The following is a 17,971-nucleotide window of genomic DNA, read 5'->3' as shown; positions in this document are numbered from 1 at the left end:
TCTTTATTTCCTGTACCGCCATGCCATTGCCTCCTGCTCCCAAACGTCGTGGAACCAAGGTTCAGCCCAGCGCCAGCGCTGCTGCCGCGCGCCCCAATCGCGCCAAGCTGGTGGTTGCAGCCAACGCTGGTGCGCCTGATACGGCCGATGCGGTTGAATTGCCCCAAGCGGCAATCCCCCCAGCAACCACGGCCAAGCCTGCGGCTGCACGCAGCCGGGCCAAGACCCCCCAAGCGTCACAAGCGGTTCAGCACACAGCCGCCAGCGCGCCAGCGACCGCGCCTGCGCCCCAGGCCACGCCTGCGCCCGCACGCGCCAGCAAGGTGCGGCGCACACGCACACGCGTCAGCAGCCCCGAGCACGAGCAGGCCACGCGGCTGTTCGTGCTGGACACCAACGTTTTGCTGCACGACCCCACTTCCCTGTTCCGCTTTGAGGAGCACGATATTTATCTCTCTCTGGTGGTGCTCGAAGAGCTCGATTCGCACAAGCGCGGCGCCACCGAAGTGGCCCGCAATGGCCGCCAGGTCAGCCGCAACCTGGATGCGCTGGTATCGCTCAGCGACGGCGACCTCAGCGCTGGCCTGCCCCTCAATGCCACGGGGCAAAAACAGGCCACGGGCCGCCTGATTTTCCAGACCAGCCTGCTCGATACCGAGCTGCCCGCCAGCCTGCCCAAGAGCAAGGCCGACAACCAGATTCTGGGCGTCGTCCATGCCCTGCAAAAACAGCACCCGGGGCGCGAAGTCATCCTCGTTTCCAAAGACATCAACATGCGCGTCAAAGCCCGCGCGCTGGGCATGCTGGCCGAGGATTACCAAAACGACAAAGTTCTGGATGACGACGAGCTGCTCTACAGCGGCACCCTCGCCCTGCCCGCGGACTTCTGGACCAAGCAGGGCAAAAAGCTCGAGAGCTGGCAAGCGCAGGGCCACACCTATTACCGCATCCACGGCCCCATTGCGGCCGAGCTGCTGGTCAACCAATTCGTCTATTACGAAGCACCGGGCGAGGCGGGCATTTACACCATCGTGCAGGAGGTGCAGGGCAACAGCGCCGTGCTGCGCACCCTGCGCGACTACACCAGCGCCAAGAACAACGTCTGGGGCGTGACGGCGCGCAACCGCGAGCAAAACTTCGCCCTGAACCTGCTGATGGACCCGGAGATCGACTTCGTCACCCTCGCCGGCACCGCAGGCACGGGCAAAACCCTCATGGCCCTGGCCGCCGGTTTGCGCCAGGTGCTCGACGAGCGCCGCTACAGCGAAATCATCATGACGCGCGCCACCGTCAACGTGGGCGAGGACATCGGCTTTCTGCCCGGCACGGAAGAAGAAAAAATGGGCCCGTGGATGGGCGCGCTGGACGACAACCTGGAGTTTCTCACCAAAGGCAGCGCCAGCCCCAGCGGCCCCAACTGGACGCACAACGTGGGCAACGACCTCATCCGCAACCGCATCAAGATCAAGAGCATGAACTTCATGCGCGGGCGCACTTTTCTGAACAAATACCTCATCATCGATGAGGCGCAAAACCTCACACCCAAGCAAATCAAGACGCTGGTCACGCGCGCCGGCCCCGGCACCAAAATCGTCTGCATGGGCAACCTGGCGCAGATCGACACGCCCTACCTGACCGAAGGCTCCAGCGGCCTGACCTACGCCGTCGATCGCTTCAAAGGTTGGGCCTATTGCGGCCACGTCACCCTCGCGCGCGGCGAGCGCTCACGCCTGGCGGACTACGCCAGCGAAGTGCTGTAGGAAGGCTTGGCCCAACCCATAAATTGCAAATCAAAGTAAAAACCATTTAAAAACCACCATGCCGAAACATGGTGGTTTTATTTTTTTTGAAATGGATTTTTTTGCACCCCGAGGCATCCCGGAGCGCCCTCCCCTCACCTCTATTCAGGCAGCGGCAGACCCAGCGCCGCCAGCAACGCCTGCATATCGGCAGGCAAAGGGCTGTGCCACTGCAAGGCCTGGCCGGTGAGCGGGTGCTCCAGCCCCAGGCGCCAGGCATGCAAAGCCTGGCGGGCGATGGCCGCATGGGGCGGGCCGCCATAAGTGGCATCGCCCACCAAAGGCCAGCCCAGATGGCGGGCGTGGACGCGAATCTGGTGTGTGCGGCCCGTGTGCAAGCTGCAGTGCAGCAAGGCAAAACGGGCCTGCGCGGGTTGCACGAGCTGTGCGGGTTGTGCAGCTTGCAGCGCAGCGGCATCAACATCGTTATCGGCTGGCGCACCCGCCAGCAGGCGCATATCGGTTTGCGCGGGCTTGCCCGGCGGGCAGCTCTCCAGCACCGCCATGCGCAAGCGGTTGCGCGGATCGCGGCCAATGGGCGCATCCACCCGCACGCTCTCGCCCACCGCCTGCCAGGGGCTGCGCGCCTGCGCGCTGCGGCTGGCCACGGCCAGGTACTGCCGCGAGACTTGCCGCGCGGCAATGCGCTCGACCAGCGCGGTTTGCGCGGGCAGGGTTTTGGCCACCACCATCAGCCCGCTGGTGTCTTTGTCCAGCCGGTGCACGATGCCCGCGCGCGGCAAGCGGGCCAGGGCGCTGTCGTAGGCCAGCAAGCCGTTGAGCAAGGTGCCGCTCCAGTTGCCCGCCGCCGGGTGCACGACCAGGCCCGCGGGCTTGTCGATGACCAATATGGCCTCGTCCTCATACACGATGGGCAAAGGCATGGCCTGGGGCACAAAAGCCTGGCTTTGCGCCGTGGCCTGCAAGGTGATGGCGATGCGCTGGCCCACTTGCACCTTGTGCGCGGGCTTGGTGATGCATTGGCCATCGAGCAGCACTTGGCCGCTTTTGATGAGCTGCTGCAAGTGGCTGCGCGAGAACTCGCCCGCCAGCTCCAGCACCACCTTGTCCAGCCGCTGCCCGTGCCAGGCTGCGACGATCTGGCCGCAGCGCTGCTCGGCGGCCAGTTCCAACTCGGCAGCATCGCTGGCCTGGGCCGCCGCGTCCAGACGCGATGCAGGCCCATCCGGGCATTCGGTGCGGTGGCAGCTCATGGCAAGCAAGGAAAGGGGGATTGAAGGGGACAGCGGCCTGCAAGAAATCAAAGCCGCTCCGGCATCACGGCAATACATCCAATCAAAGTAAAATTGATTATATACCCATCATGCCAAAACAAGGCGATTTTGTTTCTTTTTGATTTGAAAAATCAGCTTGCCAAACGCCGCACAATCTGCCCGACCAAATCCGCCTGCATATCGCGAAACAGCATTTGCGCTTCTTCCTCCTTGGCCAGGGCGTAGGTTTCGTCGTAATTGAGATCGCGCGTTTGCAGCAGCTCCGTCGTCTGCGCGGCGGTCTGCCCGCTGGCCTGGCTGCTGGTTGGCGCATGGGCGGATGTGAGGCGGTAGCGCACACGCAAGCGCAATTGCAGCTCGCGCACGTTGCCAGCGGCCGATTGGCTCACCACCACCCTCTCATGCTGCTCTTGCAGCAATTCAAAGACTTTCTCGGCCATCTGCGGGCTGCTGGGGGCGCGCAGCACGGTGATGCCCGCGGCCTCCAGCGTGCGCTGCAATTGGCGCGCCAGCGGCGAGGCGTCCGCCGCCTGGATAAAGACGGATTTGAAGGGGTAATTGGCCGAGCCGCGCAGCGCAAAGCCGCAGGCGCTCAGGCTGGCGGCGGCTGTCACGGTCACAACGGCAGCGGCTGTGGCGGTTGCGCTGCGGGTCAGGAATTGGCGGCGTTGCATGGGTTTTCTCCAAGGGCTTGAGCGTGGCGGTGCGGCAAGCCTTGGCTTTGGCCTGGCGGCCAAGGCCAAGGCTTGCGGGCAACGGCATCACACCACCACGTTCACCAGCTTTTTGGGCACGACGATGATTTTCTTGGGCGCGGCGCCCGCAGCTTGTTTCTCGAACGCGGGCGAGGCCAAGGCGGCAGCTTCGATGGCGGCCTTGTCGGCGCTGGCGGGCACCGTGATGCTGCCGCGCAGCTTGCCGTTGATTTGCAGCATGTATTCGATTTCGTCCTGCTCCAGCGCGGCGGCATCGGCCTTGGGCCAGGGGGCGTCAAGCAAGTCGCCCATGACGGCGGCGTAGCCCAGCTCCTGCCAAAGCACATGGGCAATGTGCGGCGTGGCGGGGTAAAGCACGCGCAGCAGGATGCCAAAGCTCTCGGCCAGCGCAGTGGCATCACCGGCGGCATCAGCACTTGCCTCATCGGCTTTGAAGGCTTCGAGGGCGTTGAGCATCTTCATCGCGCCGGAGACGACGGTGTTGTATTGCATGCGCTGGTAGTCGAAATCGACTTGGCCCAACACGCTGTGGATGTCGTAGCGCAGGGCTTTGGCGGCCTTGCCGAAGTCGGCTTGCGGCGCGCTGTGGGCAGCGCCTTTGGCAGGCAGCGCGGCAATGGCCGCAGCCACGCCCGCCATGCCGTGCAGCTTGGCGCCGAAGTTCCACACCCGGCGCAAGAAGCGGTAGCTGCCCTCGACGGCGGAGTCGTTCCACTCCAGCGTCAGCTCGGGCGGCGCGGTGAACATGGTGTACAGGCGCGCGGTGTCGGCGCCGTATTGGGCGATCAGCTCTTGCGGATCCACGCCGTTGTTTTTGGATTTGCTCATGGTGCCCACGCCTTCGTAGTCGATGGGCGTGCCTGCGGGTAGCAGGCCATCGCTGCTTTCCGCCGCGTTTTTGAGCTTGGCGCCGATGATCTTGCCTGCATCGTCGAACACGTGCTCCACGTCCTTGGGCCAGAAGTAATCTTTGGCGCCCTTGGCGGTGCGGCGGCTGTAGATGTGGTTGAGCACCATGCCTTGCGTGAGCAGGCGGGTGAAAGGCTCGTCGATCTTCACCAGCCCCAGGTCGCGCATGACTTTGGTCCAGAAACGCGCATACAGCAGGTGCAAGATGGCGTGCTCGATGCCACCGATGTACTGGTCCATCGGCATCCAATGTTGCTGTGCGGCCTCGGCCACCATGTGCTGGTCATCGCGCGGATTGCAGTAGCGCATGAAGTACCAGGAGCTGTCCACGAAGGTGTCCATGGTGTCCGTCTCGCGCCGCGCGGGCGCGCCGCATTTCGGGCAGGTCACGCCCGCGTGGAAGGCTTCGTGCTTGGCCAACGGGCTGCCGCCGCCATCGGGCACCAGGTCTTCGGGCAGGCGCACGGGCAGGTCTTTTTCCGGCACGGGCTGCGGGCCGCAGTGCTCGCAGTGGATGATGGGGATGGGCGTGCCCCAGTAGCGCTGGCGGCTGATGCCCCAGTCGCGCAGGCGCCAGGTGGTTTTTTTCTCACCCAGGCCTTTTTCGGCCAGTTCGGCGGCCACGGTGTTCACGGCGGTGGCGTAGTTCATGCCGTCCAGATGACCGGAGTTGACGCACACGCCGCGTTCCTTGTCGCCATACCAGTCTTGCCACTGGCTGGCGTCGTAGCTTTCATCGCCTACTTGCACCACTTGCTGGATGGGCAGGCCGTATTTGTGGGCAAAGGCAAAGTCGCGCTCGTCGTGGCCGGGCACGCCCATCACGGCGCCGTCGCCATAGCTCATCAGCACGTAGTTGCCCACCCACACGGGCAGGGCTTGGCCGGTGAGCGGGTGAGTTACGGTCAGGCCCGTGTCCATGCCCTCTTTTTCCTTCAGCGCCAGCTCGGCCTCGGTCGTGCCGCCCTGTTGGCATTTTTCGATGAAGGCGGCCAGCGCCGGGTTGTTCTGCGCGGCGTGCGCGGCCAGCGGGTGCTCGGGGGCGACGGCGCAGAAGGTCACGCCCATGATGGTGTCGGCGCGGGTGGTGAAGACGTACATGCGGCCCAGCTCGAAAGCCTCCTGGGGCGACAGCCCCAGGCCGGACGCCCCCCTCTCCTGCTCGCGGGAGAGGGGTTGGGGGTGAGGGATGCCCTGCCCCGGCGTGAAGGTGAAGGCAAAGCGCACGCCCTCGCTTTTGCCAATCCAGTTCTCCTGCATCAGCCGCACCTTGTCAGGCCAGCCGGTGAGCGTGGCCTGGGGGTTGCCCACTTGCACGTGGTCGAGCAGCTCTTGCGCGTAATCGGTGATCTTGAGGTAGTAGCCGGGGATTTCGCGCTTTTCCACCAGCGCGCCGGTGCGCCAGCCGCGCCCTTCGATCACCTGCTCATTGGCCAGCACGGTTTGGTCCACCGGGTCCCAGTTCACCATCTGGGTTTTGCGGTAGGCGATGCCTTTTTCCAGCATCTTCAAAAACAGCCACTGGTTCCACTTGTAGTAGTCGGGGTCGCACGTGGCGATTTCACGGCTCCAGTCGATGGCCAGGCCCATGGCCTGCATCTGGCCCTTCATGTAGTCGATGTTCTCGTACGTCCACTTGGCCGGCGGCACACCGTTTTTGATGGCGGCGTTTTCAGCCGGCAGGCCAAACGCATCCCAGCCCATCGGCATGAGCACGTTGTAGCCCTGCATGCGCAGGGAGCGCGTGAGCATGTCGTTGATGGTGTAGTTGCGCACGTGGCCCATGTGCAGCTTGCCGCTGGGGTAAGGCAGCATGGAGCAGGCGTAGTACTTGGGGCGGCTGGCGTCTTCGGTGACGCGGTAGGCGTCTTGCGCGCGCCAGTGGGCTTGGGCGGCGGATTCAACCGCTGCGGGATCGTATTTTTCTTGCATGGCAGGGCGATACAGGATGGGAGAAGCGGGGGATGCCGATGCGGGGGCGCAACCCGCGCCGTGCGCACAACGCGCAGCCCGCAAACAACAACGGCCTGCGGGCGCAGGCCAATGCGGCATTCTAGAGCGTGTTATGAACTCTGCGCCCTCCCGCCAAGGCTGGCAGCCTGGCGTGAGGGGCGTGTCAAGCAGCCTGGGCTGCGGGCAGGGATTTTGCGCAGGCGCGCAGGCGCTCAGGCATCGGCCACGATGCGCCCGGCCTCCATGCGCACGCGCTGCTGGCAGCGCGCGGCCAGTTCCCGGTCGTGCGTGACCATGATGAGGGTGGTGCCCAGCTCCTGGTTCAGCTCCAGCATCAGCGCCATCACCGCCTGGCCGGTGGCGTAATCCAGACTGCCGGTGGGCTCGTCGGCGAACAGCACTTGCGGGCGCACGACGAAGGCGCGCGCCAGCGCCACGCGCTGCTGCTCACCGCCGGAGAGCACGCGCGGGTAGTGGCCCAGCCGCTGGCCCAGCCCCACGCGCTGGAGCATTTGCGTCGCCATCGCCCTGGCCTGGCGCTGGCCGGCCAGCTCCAGCGGCAGCATGACGTTTTCCAGCGCCGTCAGGCTGCCCAGCAGTTGGAAGTTCTGGAACACGAAGCCGGTTTTCTGCGCGCGCAGCGCGGCGCGCTGGTCTTCATCCAGGGCGAAGATGTCCTGCCCGGCCAGGCGGACGGTGCCAGCGGTGGGCGTATCCAGCCCCGCCAGCAGCGACAGCAGCGTGCTTTTGCCCGAGCCGGATGCGCCCACGATGGCAGCCGTGGTCTGCGCCGCAAAGGCCACGTTGATGTCTTGCAGGATGGGCAGGGTGCCGCTGGAGTCCTGCACCGTTTTGCTCAGGCCCTCGGCGGCGATCATGGGCGGGGCCGAAGCGGCCAATTCTGGCTGCGCTCGGCTGGGAAAAGGCAGGTCCATCGGTGCTATCCCTCTCAGGCCAACAATGAATATTTCAAATCAATAATAAAAAACACTTCAATACCATCATGCCGAAAAATGCGCATAATTTTTCTTATTGATTTGTATTTTCGGAAGAATTCGAGGACGCAGACGTTTCTGCCACGGCGGTTTCCTTGGATTGGAACCAGCGCGCCGCCCACAGCCCCACTTCGTAGAGCAAGCACATGGGAATGGCCAGCGCCAGCATGGAGATGGGGTCTGGCGGCGTGACGATGGCGCAGAACACAAAGGCCACGATGATGAAGTAAGGCCGGAAGGCGCGCAGCTTCTCCACCGGCACCAGCTTGGCCTGCACCAGCAGCATCACCACCACCGGCACCTGAAAGGCCAGCGCAAAACCGATGTAGAGCGAGAGGATCACGCTCACATACGAGGCCACGTCCGGCGTGGCCGCCACGCTTTCGGGCGAGACTTTCTGGATGAACTCGAACAGGTTATCCAGCACCACAAACTGCACAAACCCAATGCCCACATAGGCCAGCAAGCTGCCAATCAGAATCAGCGGCAGCGCAAAGCGCTTTTCGTGGCTGTAAAGCCCCGGCGCCACAAAGGCCCAGATCTGGTAGATCAACCAGGGCAGCGCCACCAGCAGCGCCGTCATCAGCACCACCTTGAGCGGCACCAGAAACGGCGAGAGCACGCCCACGGCAATCAGCTTGGCATCGGGCGGCATGTGCGCGCGGATGGGCAAGGCGATGAAGTCGATCAGCGCGGCCGGGCCGGGCCAGATCATCAGGCCGATGACCGCCGCCAAAAAACCCAAAAACGCATACAGGATGCGGTTGCGCAGCTCCACAAGGTGCTGCACAAAAGGCTGCTCGGTGCCAGCCAGTTCGTCGTGGTCGTCAGAGGTGGAGGCCATGAGGGAAAACGGGGAAACGGGAAATAGCGGCCCGCCCAAGGCAAGCGGCAGGCTGCGGATGAATCAATAGGCGGCAGCGGGGCAGGCGACAACAGGACCATCAGGGCCATCAGCAACGCCGATGCGCTTGGGCCAGGCATATTCAGGCCATTGGCCCTGACTTTGAACGCGCCGCCCGCGCCGTGCCCGAGCGCAAACGCGTGCGCACCTGCTGGCGCGCCTTGTACCAGGCGGGCACGGCCTGGCGGCGGCTGCGCCAGTTCTTGCGCGGCGGCACATAGGCCACCGGCGCCACGCTGGATGCGCCTGCGGCGATGAATTCGCGCCGGGAGGCGTCCTCGGGGGTGTCGCTCTCCAGCGTCTCCCACGCCCCCTCCCACTGGGCCTTATCGTCCTGCGGCTGGGCAGCGCCTGCGCTGGCCGGGGCCACCTCTTTGCTCACGTCTTGCGAGAGGGTCTGCACACCTTGCTGAAAATCGCTGGCATGCGTGCGCACGCTGTGCTCCAGATCACGCGCGGCGCTTTCGATGGAGGCTTTGGCCTTGTTCAGCTCATCGATTTCGATGGCCTGGTTCACCTCCCGCTTGACTTCGTTGACGTAGCGCTGGGCCTTGCCCATCAAGGCGCCCACCGTCCGGGCCACCCGTGGCAGGCGCTCAGGGCCGATGACCACCAGCGCGACCACGCCAATGAGCATGATTTTGGAAATACCGAGATCAAACATGTCAAAAGCCGGACGGGCCGGCTACGAAAGGAGATCCAAAAAAACAGCGGCGCCCGCGCGGGGCGCCAAGACGATGCGGCCAAAGCATGGCCATTTCTCAGCTCTTTTCCTTGGCCTGCACATCGATTGCGGGAGCGGGCGCGTTGGCCGCAGCGCTTTGGTCTTGCACCTTGGCGGCATCGGCGGTTTTTTCTTCCTCACGCATGCCTTCCTTGAAGCCCTTGACCGCACCGCCCAGATCGCTGCCGATATTGCGCAGCTTCTTCGTGCCAAAAATCATTACCACCACCAGCAAGACGATCAGCCAGTGCCAAATCGATAAACTGCCCATGCATTCACTCCAAACTCGTTTCAAGGGCCGGGCGCGCGGCGCACCGTCACACGGCGCAAACCCACCCGGGGCGCTTTTCATTGTATGCGAGGGCGCAAGCCCCGCACGGCGCCACGGCTGCGAGCGCCCCCCTCCCCCCTTCTCTGCCCATGCCTGCCTCACACCTGCAATGGCGCGCCATGACGCCAGACGATCTGGACCAAGTCATGGCCCTGGAACAAGCCAGCCACAGCCACCCCTGGAGCCGCGGCAACTTCGCCGACTCATTGGCCACAGGCTGCTACATGCCCGCCCTATGGCATCAAGGCCCACATCAAAACCCGCCCCAAAACCCACAACAAGGCCCGCAATGCCGCCTGCTGGGCTACCTTGTCGCCATGCCCGGGGTGGAGGAGGCCCACTTGCTCACCCTCACCGTCGCAGCCGCTTGCCGCGGCCGGGGCTTGGGGCAGCTTTTGATGCAGGCCATGCACACCTGGGCTTGGCAGCAAGGCGCCGCGCAAGTGTGGCTGGAAGTGCGCGAGAGCAACCTCGCCGCCCAGGCGCTGTACGCCCGCCTGGGCTACGAGCCAATTGCCGTGCGCAAAAACTATTACCCATTGGAAGGCAAAGCGCGCGAGCACGCCCTCATCATGCGCAAGCGGCTATAAGCGCCTGTTCACGATCTCTGCACGAGTGGGCTAGAAGCGGATTTGCCAAGCCCCCCGCTGGCCAACAGGCTGCGCCGCTTTTCAGTTAGGATGCCGCGCGCCGCTGCGCCCTGCGGGGCGCGTTTTTCGCCCAGGCGAAACCTCTCCGACGACTTCGCGCCCTTTCATGCCCTACCCCAAGCCCCACACGGGCCAGGCGCCCGATACGCCCTCTCCCACATCTTCCACCCCCCCCGCGCAATTCGCCGCCCAACCGCTGGAGTTGGCTGGCAAGCATATCGTGCTGGGTCTGACTGGCGGCATCGCCTGCTACAAATCGGCCGAGCTGTGCCGCCTGCTCACCAAGGCGGGCGCGCGCGTGCAGGTGGTGATGACCGAAGCCGCCTGCCAATTCATCACCCCGGTGACCATGCAAGCCCTCTCGGGGCGGCCGGTGTTCCTCTCGCAATGGGACAGCCGCGCCAGCGACAACATGGCCCACATCCAGCTCAGCCGCGAGGCCGATGCCATCGTGCTGGCCCCATGCAGCGCCGATTTCATCGCCCGCCTGGCGCAAGGGCGCGCCGATGAGTTGCTCAGCCTGCTGTGCCTGGCGCGCCCGCTGGAGCGCGTGCCGCTGCTCATCGCCCCCGCCATGAACCGCGAGATGTGGCAGCACCCCAGCACTGTGCGCAACCTGCGCCAGGTGGTGCAAGACGGCGCTTTTTCCCTGGGCGTCGGCTGCGGCGAGCAAGCTTGCGGCGAAACCGGCGATGGTCGCATGCTGGAGCCGCCCGAAATCCTGCACGAGCTCATCGCCCACTTCACCCCCAAAACTCTGGCGGGCAAACGCCTGCTCATCACCGCAGGCCCCACCTTCGAAGCCATCGACCCCGTACGTGGCATCACCAACCGCTCCAGCGGCAAGATGGGCTTTGCCATCGCCCAGGCCGCGCAAGCGGCGGGCGCAGCCGTCACCCTCATCAGCGGCCCTGTCGCCCTGCCCACGCCACGCGGCGTGGCACGCATCGACGTGCAATCGGCCCGGCAAATGCTGCAAGCGACCCTGACCGAGGCTGAGCGCAGCGACATCTTCATCGCCACCGCCGCCGTCGCCGATTGGCGCCCCGCCGAAGTGGCGCACAGCAAAATCAAGAAAACCGCAGGCCAGGCCACGCCCATGCTGGAGTTTGTGGAAAACCCCGACATCCTCGCCACCATCGCCGCCAGCGAGCGCGCCCGCAGCGGCCTGCTGTACTGCGTCGGCTTTGCCGCCGAGAGCGACAACCTCATCGAACACGCCAGCGCCAAACGCCTGCGCAAAGGCATTCCGCTGCTGGTGGGCAACATCGGCCCCGCCACCTTCGGGCAGGACGACAACCAGCTCACCCTCTTTGACGCGCACGGCCACACCGAACTGCCCCGCGCCAGCAAAACAACGCTGGCGCGCCATCTGGTAGCGGAAATTGCCGCACGCCTGTCCAAAGACTGAACAAACCCTCCCCCTACCTCGCCAAACACCATGCTTCGCACCGCCACCGCCGCCCTCGCCAGCTTGATGCTGAGCGCCACCGCCCTCGCCCAAACGCCACAAACGCCGCCGGCACAAAGCGCGCCTGCTGCGCCCGCCCCTGCGTCCAATACAGCCCAAAGCGCAGCCCCCAACACGGCGCCCAATAGCAACCTGGCGCAATTGGATTTGCCACGCGCCACCCTCTCCATCCTCATGCACCGCATTGATGCGCAAATTGCCAGCACCCCCACGCAGCGCCAAGTGGGCCTGATGTTCCGCGCCAGCATGCCCGCGCAGGAAGGCATGCTGTTCGTCTTCGAGCGCCCCGCCGTGCAGTGCTTCTGGATGAAAAACACCTGGCTGCCACTGACCGCCGCCTTCATCGACGAGCAAGGCGTCATCGTCAACCTGGCCGACATGCAGCCCATGACGACCGACTCGCACTGCTCCGAAAAACCCGTGCGCTACGTGCTGGAGATGAACCAAGGCTGGTTCGCCCAGCGCAACCTGGGGCCTGGCAGCAAGCTCAAAGGCGGGCCGTTCAAGCGCTAACCATCAAGCGTTAGCGTTCAAGCCTTGGCGCATGCTGAAAATACCTGAAAATTCTAAATCAAAGGAAATAAAATCACCCTATTTCGGCATGATATGCGTTGATCGAAATTTCCTTTGATCGAAAAACCATCAGCACAACGGATCGTAGCCGAACAGCCGCTCAGCCTCGATGCGGCGCTGGGCCATTTCCATGTTTCGGGAGACGAGGAAGTTCATCATCATGCCGCCGTCCTCGTGCTCCAGGTTGTGGCAGTGCAAGAGGTAATTGCCTTCGTAGGCGTCAAAACGCACCAGCACATCCACCGCTTCACCGGGGCGGGCCAGCACGGTGTCTTTCCAGCCTTTTTCCCAAGCTTCGATGCGGCGCGGCTGGCCGTCGGCGGCGGCGCCGCCCACAACTTGGAAGTGCGCGCCGTGCATGTGCACCGGGTGCGGCGTTTCGCCAATGGCTACAAAGCGCCAGCGCTCGACCTTGCCAAAGGGCACGGCGAAGTCGGTGCGGTAAATATCGTGCGTCAGGCCGTTGATGAGGGTGTTGTCCTGGAAGATGAAGGCGCGGTCTGGCTCGGCGTCTTCTGCCTTGGCGCCGGGGGCGGTGCTGGGGTGGGCCAGCGGCTCGATGCGCGAGAGGCGCGCGGGCGGCTCCCAATTGGCAGCGGCTGGGGAGGCGACGGCCTGGCCTTCAGCGGGGGCGGTCGCTTGGGTGATTTCGATGTCGAGCAATTTCCAGCCAGCGGCCTCGCAGTGCAGGCCGATGTGGCTGCCGGGGGCGATGCGGCGCAAATCCAGCAGCACATCGACGCGCTCGGCCGGGGCCATTTCGATGCGCTCGACGGTGGCGGGCGCTTCCAGCAAACCGCCGTCGTTGCCGATCAGCACCAGCGGCAGCGCCTCTTTGCCGTGGCGGCAGCGCAGCATGAACACGCGCGCGTTGGCGCCGTTGAGGATGCGCAAGCGCACCCATTGGTTGGGCAGGCGCGTGCGCGGCCAGGGCACGCCGTTGACCATGGGGAAGTCACCCAGGCTGCCCGATGGGGTGTTGGGGTACACCCATTTCTTCTTGCCGTTGAGCTGGGCATCGCGCAGCACCAGCAGCAGCTCCTGCTCGCCCGCGGGCAGGCCCAGCGCGTCCTCCTCCTCATCACCTACGACGATCAGGCCCGCCATGCCCTGCCAGGCTTGCGAGGCGGTTTTTTCGTGCGGATGGGGGTGGTACCAGTACAGCCCGGCGCGCTGGCGGATGTCGAAGGCGATATCGGCATCCTCACCCGGGCGCAGGGGGTAGCGCGGCTGGCCGTCCATCTCGGTGGGCGCGGGCAGGCCGTGCCAGTGCACCACCGTGTCCTCCTTCAAGCGGTTGCGCACCTGCTGGCGAAAGGCTTGACCGGTGCGCAGGCGGATGGTGGGGCCGGGCAACGCACCGTTGTAGGCGCTCATGTCGTGCTGGCCCAGGCCGGGCAGCTTGACCTTCAGGGGCGCGGCGGTCAGGGGGGTGCCCGGTTGCAGGTCTTTGGGCTGAATCAGCCAGGGCCGCTGGGCCGGTTCGCGCGCCGTACGCGCCAGCAGCGGGCGGCTGAACAACAGGCCCGGCGCAGCCACTGCGGCGCAAGCGCCCAGCATGACGCCCATGCTGGCGCGGCGGGAGATTGGGGAAACAGGCGCGGATGGCGGCAAGGGATGGGATGGCATGGGTTACAAGGGAAATGGCGCTGCGGCCTGCCAGGCTGCGGCCCCACCCCGCCCGCCCGGCCCTTCGGATGGCCCGAATGCCAGGGCTGGCGCAGCGTGGGCTTGCCGCTTTAATTGCACTTCATAAGAAATACAAATTTATACCCAACAAGCCGAAACAAGGTTATTTTTTATCCTATTGATTGATAAAAAATTACCCTTCAGAAGGCGAAGGCATGCCAATGGTGTGGCTGAAGCCACCATCGACGTAGAGGATTTCGCTGGTGATGCCCGAAGCCAGGTCGGAGAGCAAAAAGGCCGCAGCATTGCCCACATCCTCGATCGTGACGTTGCGGCGCAGCGGCGAGGTGGCAGCGAAGTTGGCCAGCAGCTTGCCGAAATCCTTGATGCCGCTGGCGGCCAAGGTCTTGATCGGCCCGGCGCTGATGCCGTTGGCGCGGATGCCTTGCGGGCCGACGGCTTCGGCCAGGTAGCGCACGCTCGCTTCCAGGCTGGCTTTGGCCAGGCCCATGGTGTTGTAGTTGGGCACGGCGCGCTCGGCGCCCAGGTACGACAGCGTCAGCAGCGAAGCGCCCGGGTTGAGGTGCGGCAGCGCGGCCTTGGCCATGGCCGGAAAGCTGTAGGCGCTGATGTCGTGCGCGACGCGGAAGTTCTCGCGCGTCAGGCCGTCCAGAAAATTGCCCGCAATGGCCTCGCGCGGCGCAAAGCCGATGCTGTGCACAAAGCCATCGAATTGGCCCCATTGCGCGGCCAGATCGGCAAAAAGCCGCTCGATCTGCGCGTCATCGCTGACGTCGCAATCGAACACGAGCTTGGAGTCGAACTCGGCGGCAAATTCGCTGATGCGGTCTTTGAAGCGCTCGCCCACGTAGCTGAAAGCCAGCTCGGCGCCCTGCGCGTGGCAGGCCTTGGCAATGCCGTAGGCGATGGAACGGTTGGACAGCACGCCGGTAATCAGCAATTTCTTGCCGCTGAGAAAACCCATGGAAACACTCCTTGTCGTTGCAATGCGGGGATGGGCCGGATTCCCCTTTTTTGCCGCTGCACCACGGCGCGCGGGGGCGGCCCTGCTTGTAGGGAGCGATTCTCGCATGGGCCATCCCCATGCTTGGCGGCATGCTCTGCATGCCTGTCAGGCATTGCCGGATTGGTGGCGTGCCAACAGCCCCTGCGCCAGCGCCAGCGCCTCCTCCAGCGTGGCGGCGGCTTCGATGGGCAGGCCGCTGGCGCTGGCCTGCTGGCGGCCTGAAGCCAGCAAGGCGGCTCGGGCGCGCTCGTCGGCCAGCACGTAGACGTTGCCACGGCACAGGCCGAAAAAGGCTTGGCGGTGCTGCTTGAGCCACAGCGCGGCGCTCTTGCGCTGCTCGGGCGTCTCGGGCGGGCCGCTGAGGTACTCGGCCATGTCGGCCACCAAGGCAAAGGGCTGGCCGCGTTGCAGCGCGGCTTCGATCATGCCGAACAGGATGGGGGCCTGATCCGCGCTGGGCATGCGCACGATGAGTGCAGGCCAGTGGCTGAAGTCCATGCGCTGCTGCACTTGGCGGGCCAGGTCGGCGTCCAGGCCCGTTGCGGGGGGTGTGGGGTTGGCGTGTTGCATACGGCTCACCAGGGGTAGTGCAGTTCAACGCTGAGCGTGCGGCCCCGGCCCCAGTTGCAGTAACTGGCGCTGGCGCAGCTGACGTAGCGGCGGTCGGCCAGGTTGCTGGCGCGCAGTGTGAGGCTGGGGCGCTCGCCGCTGGCGCTGTCATGGCTGCTGCCGCTGCCAAAGCGGTAGCGCAGCGCGGCATCCATCAGCGTGTGGCCGGGCACGCGCACGGTGTTGGCGGGGTCGGCATGGGTGCTGCCGGTGTGGCGCAGGCCCAAGCTCACGCGCCATTGGGGGCTGAGGGCGTGGTCGAGCCAGAGCGAGGCCGTGCGCCCGGGGATGTTGACGGGGCGCTGGCCCAGCTCGGGGCCATTGCTGGCGGTGATGCGCGCGTCCAGCAGGGTGAGGCTGGCGTGCACGAAGCTGGTGCGGCCCAGCTCGGCCTTGGCCTCCAGCTCCAGCCCACGGGTGCGCTGGCGGCCGGTTTGCACCATGCAGGCACCGGGGCCGGTCAGGCCGGGGCAGACGTGGCTGGGTTCGGGGTCGGGCGTGAGGGCGTTCTTTTGCTGGATCTGGAAGATGGCAGCAGCCAGTTGCAGACCGCCTTGCGGCGGCGCGTATTTGAGGCCCGCCTCCCATTGCCGGGCCGTCAGCGGGCGATAGCCCTGGCCACGCGCATCCATCCCGGTTTGCGGCAGGAAAGAGCTTCCGTGGCTGAGGTAGGCGGCCAGTGCATCGCCCAAGCGGTAACCCAGCGCGGCGCGGCCGGAGAAGGCGCGGTCGCGCTGGCGGCTGGCCGCGTCGGTGGGCAACACGCCCATCAGCCGGCCTTCGCGCCCGCTGCGGCTGCGGGCGATGTCGTAGCGGCCGCCCAGAGTCAGGCTCCAGCGCCCCCAGTCGATCTGGTCTTGCGCGTACAGGCCGATCTGGCTGGCGCGGTCGCGCGTGTCGGACCAAAGCATGGCGCGGTCTGGCCCATTGGGCGCGGCGATGGCCTGGCCGTAGCCGGGCTGCCAGATGTCGATGGGCGGCAATCCTTGCAGGTTCATGCCCAGGCGCTGGTGCGTGCGGCTGCGCATGGCATCCAGCCCCAGCAGCAGGTGGTGCTGCGCAGCGCCGGTTTGCACCCGGCCTTGCAGCGTGGTGTCGCTCAGCAGCGCGCGGGTGTGCGAATCCACCGCCATGGCCGAGCGCATCAGCGTGGCCGGCGGCGCCAGCGCAATGGCCGAGAGCGCCTGCACCTCGGCCTGGGAGTCGATGGCGCGTAGCGCGTGGCGCAATTGCCAGCTTTGGCCCAGGGCGTGCTCAAAGTCGTAGCCCAGCGTGCTTTGACGGCGCGTAAAGCGGTCGAAGGCCGGCTCGCCCACGAAAAAGCGGCGCGGGATGTACCCGCCGCCGGGCAGCGGCGTGAGCGTGCCCTGCATGGACAGCGCGCTGTGGTAGTAGCCGCCCTTGGGGTCGCGGTGGTGGCTGGCCAGCAGCGTCAGCGCCGTGCCCGGCGCGATGCGCCAGCGCAGCGAAGGCGCCAGCGCCACACGCTGCTCGCGCACATGCGCGATCTGGTTGCCTGCCTCGCGCGCCAGCGCCGCCAGCCGCCAGGCCAGCGCGCCTTGGCCCGCCTGGCCGCCCACATCCAGCCGCAGGGCGCGCTGGCCGTGGCTGCCCAGCGTCAGCCCGGCCGCGCGCTGCGCCCGGCCATCTTGGGAGGCTTGAGCACTGGGGCGCTTGGCGCGCACGTTGACCAGGCCGCCGGGCAAGCCCTGCCCGTACAGCGCCGATGCCGGGCCGCGCAGCACCTCTACGCGCTCGATCAGCCAGGGGTCGAACTGCGGCAGGCTCAGGTTGCCAATGCCGAAGCTGGCGCGCATGCCATCGAAAAACATTGCCCCGTTGTAGCTCTGCCCGCGCAGGCTGACGAAGTCGTAGCGGCTGGAATCGTTGCCGCCGCTCACCGGCGCGTACAGGCCCGGCAGGTAGGCCAGCGCCTGGTCAAGGCTGGTGGCGCCGCTGTCGCGCAGCGCCGTCTCGGTGATGACGGACACCGACTGCGGCGTGCGCAGCAGCGGCGTATCCGTCTTGGTCGCGCCCTGCGCGCGCTGTGCCAGCTTGCCGCTGCGCCCTTCATCGGCAGTGGCCTCGCCAGGCGCATCGGGCGCATCAAGCACATCGCCGCGAACGGTCACGGTGGGCAGCTCGCCGACCACCGGCTGGCCCGGCTGGCCCGGCTGGGCGGCAGGCTGCGCCGCCCAGCCGGGGCCTGCCACCGCCAGGCAGGCCAGCGCCGCCGTCGCCAGCACGCCATGCGCCCACCCGGGCGGGTTTGCCGGAGAGGAAGAAGGACAAGAAAAAGAAGAAAAAACGCGGCGCTGCCACGGCCGCGAAACGAACTGCGCTGTCATTGCGATGCCTCCATGCTGCGATATGTGTGATGGAGGAATCTAGGCTGCCGGTCATCCGTGCACTTTCATTTAGTGGCGAATGATTTGCATTTGCCAGC

General features: G+C 65.6%; 15 protein-coding genes. 4 read left to right on the top strand and 11 right to left on the bottom strand.

Going from position 1 to position 17,971, the window contains the following annotated elements; genetic code table 11:
• Nucleotides 1-20: 20 nt before the first annotated feature.
• Nucleotides 21-1,760: a PhoH family protein gene (locus EBQ26_RS02800; RefSeq protein WP_122237526.1), complete on the top strand. Its 1,740-nt coding sequence runs from the start codon at nucleotides 21-23 to the stop codon at nucleotides 1,758-1,760.
• A gap of 140 nt (nucleotides 1,761-1,900) precedes the next feature.
• Here the strand turns inward: EBQ26_RS02800 and EBQ26_RS02795 are convergent, their stop codons facing one another.
• The 7 genes from EBQ26_RS02795 to tatA all read right to left on the bottom strand — a co-directional run bounded on the left by EBQ26_RS02795 (nucleotide 1,901) and on the right by tatA (nucleotide 9,506).
• Nucleotides 1,901-3,013, bottom strand: coding sequence for an RluA family pseudouridine synthase (locus EBQ26_RS02795; protein ID WP_122237525.1), 1,113 nt, complete (start codon nucleotides 3,011-3,013; stop codon nucleotides 1,901-1,903).
• Between the two features lie 152 nt (nucleotides 3,014-3,165).
• Nucleotides 3,166-3,708 carry an LPS-assembly lipoprotein LptE gene (locus tag EBQ26_RS02790; protein WP_122237524.1) on the bottom strand — a complete coding sequence of 181 codons (543 nt, stop codon included), beginning with the start codon at nucleotides 3,706-3,708 and terminating at the stop codon, nucleotides 3,166-3,168.
• Nucleotides 3,709-3,795: 87 nt separating this feature from the next.
• Nucleotides 3,796-6,591, bottom strand: coding sequence for a leucine--tRNA ligase (gene leuS, locus EBQ26_RS02785; RefSeq protein WP_122237523.1), 2,796 nt, complete (start codon nucleotides 6,589-6,591; stop codon nucleotides 3,796-3,798).
• Nucleotides 6,592-6,824: 233 nt separating this feature from the next.
• Nucleotides 6,825-7,490, bottom strand: coding sequence for an ABC transporter ATP-binding protein (locus tag EBQ26_RS02780; protein WP_122237677.1), 666 nt, complete (start codon nucleotides 7,488-7,490; stop codon nucleotides 6,825-6,827).
• 151 nt (nucleotides 7,491-7,641) lie between these two features.
• On the bottom strand, nucleotides 7,642-8,451 hold the full coding sequence (tatC, locus tag EBQ26_RS02775; RefSeq protein ID WP_122237522.1) for a twin-arginine translocase subunit TatC: 810 nt from the start codon (nucleotides 8,449-8,451) through the stop codon (nucleotides 7,642-7,644).
• 142 nt (nucleotides 8,452-8,593) lie between these two features.
• Nucleotides 8,594-9,175, bottom strand: a complete 582-nt coding sequence (gene tatB, locus EBQ26_RS02770; RefSeq protein ID WP_122237521.1) for a Sec-independent protein translocase protein TatB — start codon at nucleotides 9,173-9,175, stop codon at nucleotides 8,594-8,596.
• A 97-nt stretch (nucleotides 9,176-9,272) separates the two neighbouring features.
• Nucleotides 9,273-9,506, bottom strand: a complete 234-nt coding sequence (gene tatA / locus EBQ26_RS02765) for a Sec-independent protein translocase subunit TatA (RefSeq protein ID WP_122237520.1) — start codon at nucleotides 9,504-9,506, stop codon at nucleotides 9,273-9,275.
• A gap of 149 nt (nucleotides 9,507-9,655) precedes the next feature.
• Between tatA and rimI the strand changes: the two genes are divergently transcribed.
• The 3 genes from rimI (at nucleotide 9,656) to EBQ26_RS02750 (ending at nucleotide 12,200) form a co-directional block, all read left to right on the top strand.
• Nucleotides 9,656-10,156 (top strand): ribosomal protein S18-alanine N-acetyltransferase, encoded by a 501-nt coding sequence (gene rimI, locus EBQ26_RS02760; protein ID WP_122237519.1) that lies wholly within the window; start codon nucleotides 9,656-9,658, stop codon nucleotides 10,154-10,156.
• Between the two features lie 166 nt (nucleotides 10,157-10,322).
• Nucleotides 10,323-11,627 (top strand): bifunctional phosphopantothenoylcysteine decarboxylase/phosphopantothenate--cysteine ligase CoaBC, encoded by a 1,305-nt coding sequence (coaBC, locus tag EBQ26_RS02755; RefSeq protein ID WP_122237518.1) that lies wholly within the window; start codon nucleotides 10,323-10,325, stop codon nucleotides 11,625-11,627.
• 30 nt (nucleotides 11,628-11,657) lie between these two features.
• Nucleotides 11,658-12,200, top strand: a complete 543-nt coding sequence (locus EBQ26_RS02750) for a DUF192 domain-containing protein (RefSeq protein WP_238944095.1) — start codon at nucleotides 11,658-11,660, stop codon at nucleotides 12,198-12,200.
• Nucleotides 12,201-12,329: 129 nt separating this feature from the next.
• Here EBQ26_RS02750 and EBQ26_RS02745 read toward each other — a convergent pair whose 3' ends face one another.
• The 4 genes from EBQ26_RS02745 to EBQ26_RS02730 all read right to left on the bottom strand — a co-directional run bounded on the left by EBQ26_RS02745 (nucleotide 12,330) and on the right by EBQ26_RS02730 (nucleotide 17,873).
• Nucleotides 12,330-13,889: a multicopper oxidase family protein gene (locus EBQ26_RS02745; RefSeq protein ID WP_122237517.1), complete on the bottom strand. Its 1,560-nt coding sequence runs from the start codon at nucleotides 13,887-13,889 to the stop codon at nucleotides 12,330-12,332.
• 193 nt (nucleotides 13,890-14,082) lie between these two features.
• Nucleotides 14,083-14,874: an enoyl-ACP reductase FabI gene (fabI, locus tag EBQ26_RS02740; RefSeq protein ID WP_122237516.1), complete on the bottom strand. Its 792-nt coding sequence runs from the start codon at nucleotides 14,872-14,874 to the stop codon at nucleotides 14,083-14,085.
• 147 nt (nucleotides 14,875-15,021) lie between these two features.
• Nucleotides 15,022-15,486 (bottom strand): hypothetical protein, encoded by a 465-nt coding sequence (locus tag EBQ26_RS02735; RefSeq protein WP_122237515.1) that lies wholly within the window; start codon nucleotides 15,484-15,486, stop codon nucleotides 15,022-15,024.
• Between the two features lie 5 nt (nucleotides 15,487-15,491).
• Nucleotides 15,492-17,873, bottom strand: a complete 2,382-nt coding sequence (locus EBQ26_RS02730; protein ID WP_147473988.1) for a TonB-dependent siderophore receptor — start codon at nucleotides 17,871-17,873, stop codon at nucleotides 15,492-15,494.
• Nucleotides 17,874-17,971 lie beyond the last annotated feature (98 nt).

This window comes from Allofranklinella schreckenbergeri, assembly GCF_003703475.1.
Taxonomy (GTDB): domain Bacteria; phylum Pseudomonadota; class Gammaproteobacteria; order Burkholderiales; family Burkholderiaceae_C; genus Lampropedia; species Lampropedia schreckenbergeri.
Note: the sequence above shows the minus strand (reverse complement) of the source record. Positions and strands in the feature narration are given on the sequence as shown.

Excerpts from the sequence above, each read along its gene's own strand:
- EBQ26_RS02800 (WP_122237526.1), top strand. The coding sequence starts at position 21 with ATGCCATTGCCTCCTGCTCCCAAACGTCGTGGAACCAAGGTTCAGCCC.
- EBQ26_RS02795 (WP_122237525.1), bottom strand. The coding sequence starts at position 3,013 with ATGAGCTGCCACCGCACCGAATGCCCGGATGGGCCTGCATCGCGTCTG.
- EBQ26_RS02790 (WP_122237524.1), bottom strand. The coding sequence starts at position 3,708 with ATGCAACGCCGCCAATTCCTGACCCGCAGCGCAACCGCCACAGCCGCT.
- leuS (WP_122237523.1), bottom strand. The coding sequence starts at position 6,591 with ATGCAAGAAAAATACGATCCCGCAGCGGTTGAATCCGCCGCCCAAGCC.
- EBQ26_RS02780 (WP_122237677.1), bottom strand. The coding sequence starts at position 7,490 with ATGATCGCCGCCGAGGGCCTGAGCAAAACGGTGCAGGACTCCAGCGGC.
- tatC (WP_122237522.1), bottom strand. The coding sequence starts at position 8,451 with ATGGCCTCCACCTCTGACGACCACGACGAACTGGCTGGCACCGAGCAG.
- tatB (WP_122237521.1), bottom strand. The coding sequence starts at position 9,175 with ATGTTTGATCTCGGTATTTCCAAAATCATGCTCATTGGCGTGGTCGCG.
- tatA (WP_122237520.1), bottom strand. The coding sequence starts at position 9,506 with ATGGGCAGTTTATCGATTTGGCACTGGCTGATCGTCTTGCTGGTGGTG.
- rimI (WP_122237519.1), top strand. The coding sequence starts at position 9,656 with ATGCCTGCCTCACACCTGCAATGGCGCGCCATGACGCCAGACGATCTG.
- coaBC (WP_122237518.1), top strand. The coding sequence starts at position 10,323 with ATGCCCTACCCCAAGCCCCACACGGGCCAGGCGCCCGATACGCCCTCT.
- EBQ26_RS02750 (WP_238944095.1), top strand. The coding sequence starts at position 11,658 with ATGCTTCGCACCGCCACCGCCGCCCTCGCCAGCTTGATGCTGAGCGCC.
- EBQ26_RS02745 (WP_122237517.1), bottom strand. The coding sequence starts at position 13,889 with ATGCCATCCCATCCCTTGCCGCCATCCGCGCCTGTTTCCCCAATCTCC.
- fabI (WP_122237516.1), bottom strand. The coding sequence starts at position 14,874 with ATGGGTTTTCTCAGCGGCAAGAAATTGCTGATTACCGGCGTGCTGTCC.
- EBQ26_RS02735 (WP_122237515.1), bottom strand. The coding sequence starts at position 15,486 with ATGCAACACGCCAACCCCACACCCCCCGCAACGGGCCTGGACGCCGAC.
- EBQ26_RS02730 (WP_147473988.1), bottom strand. The coding sequence starts at position 17,873 with ATGACAGCGCAGTTCGTTTCGCGGCCGTGGCAGCGCCGCGTTTTTTCT.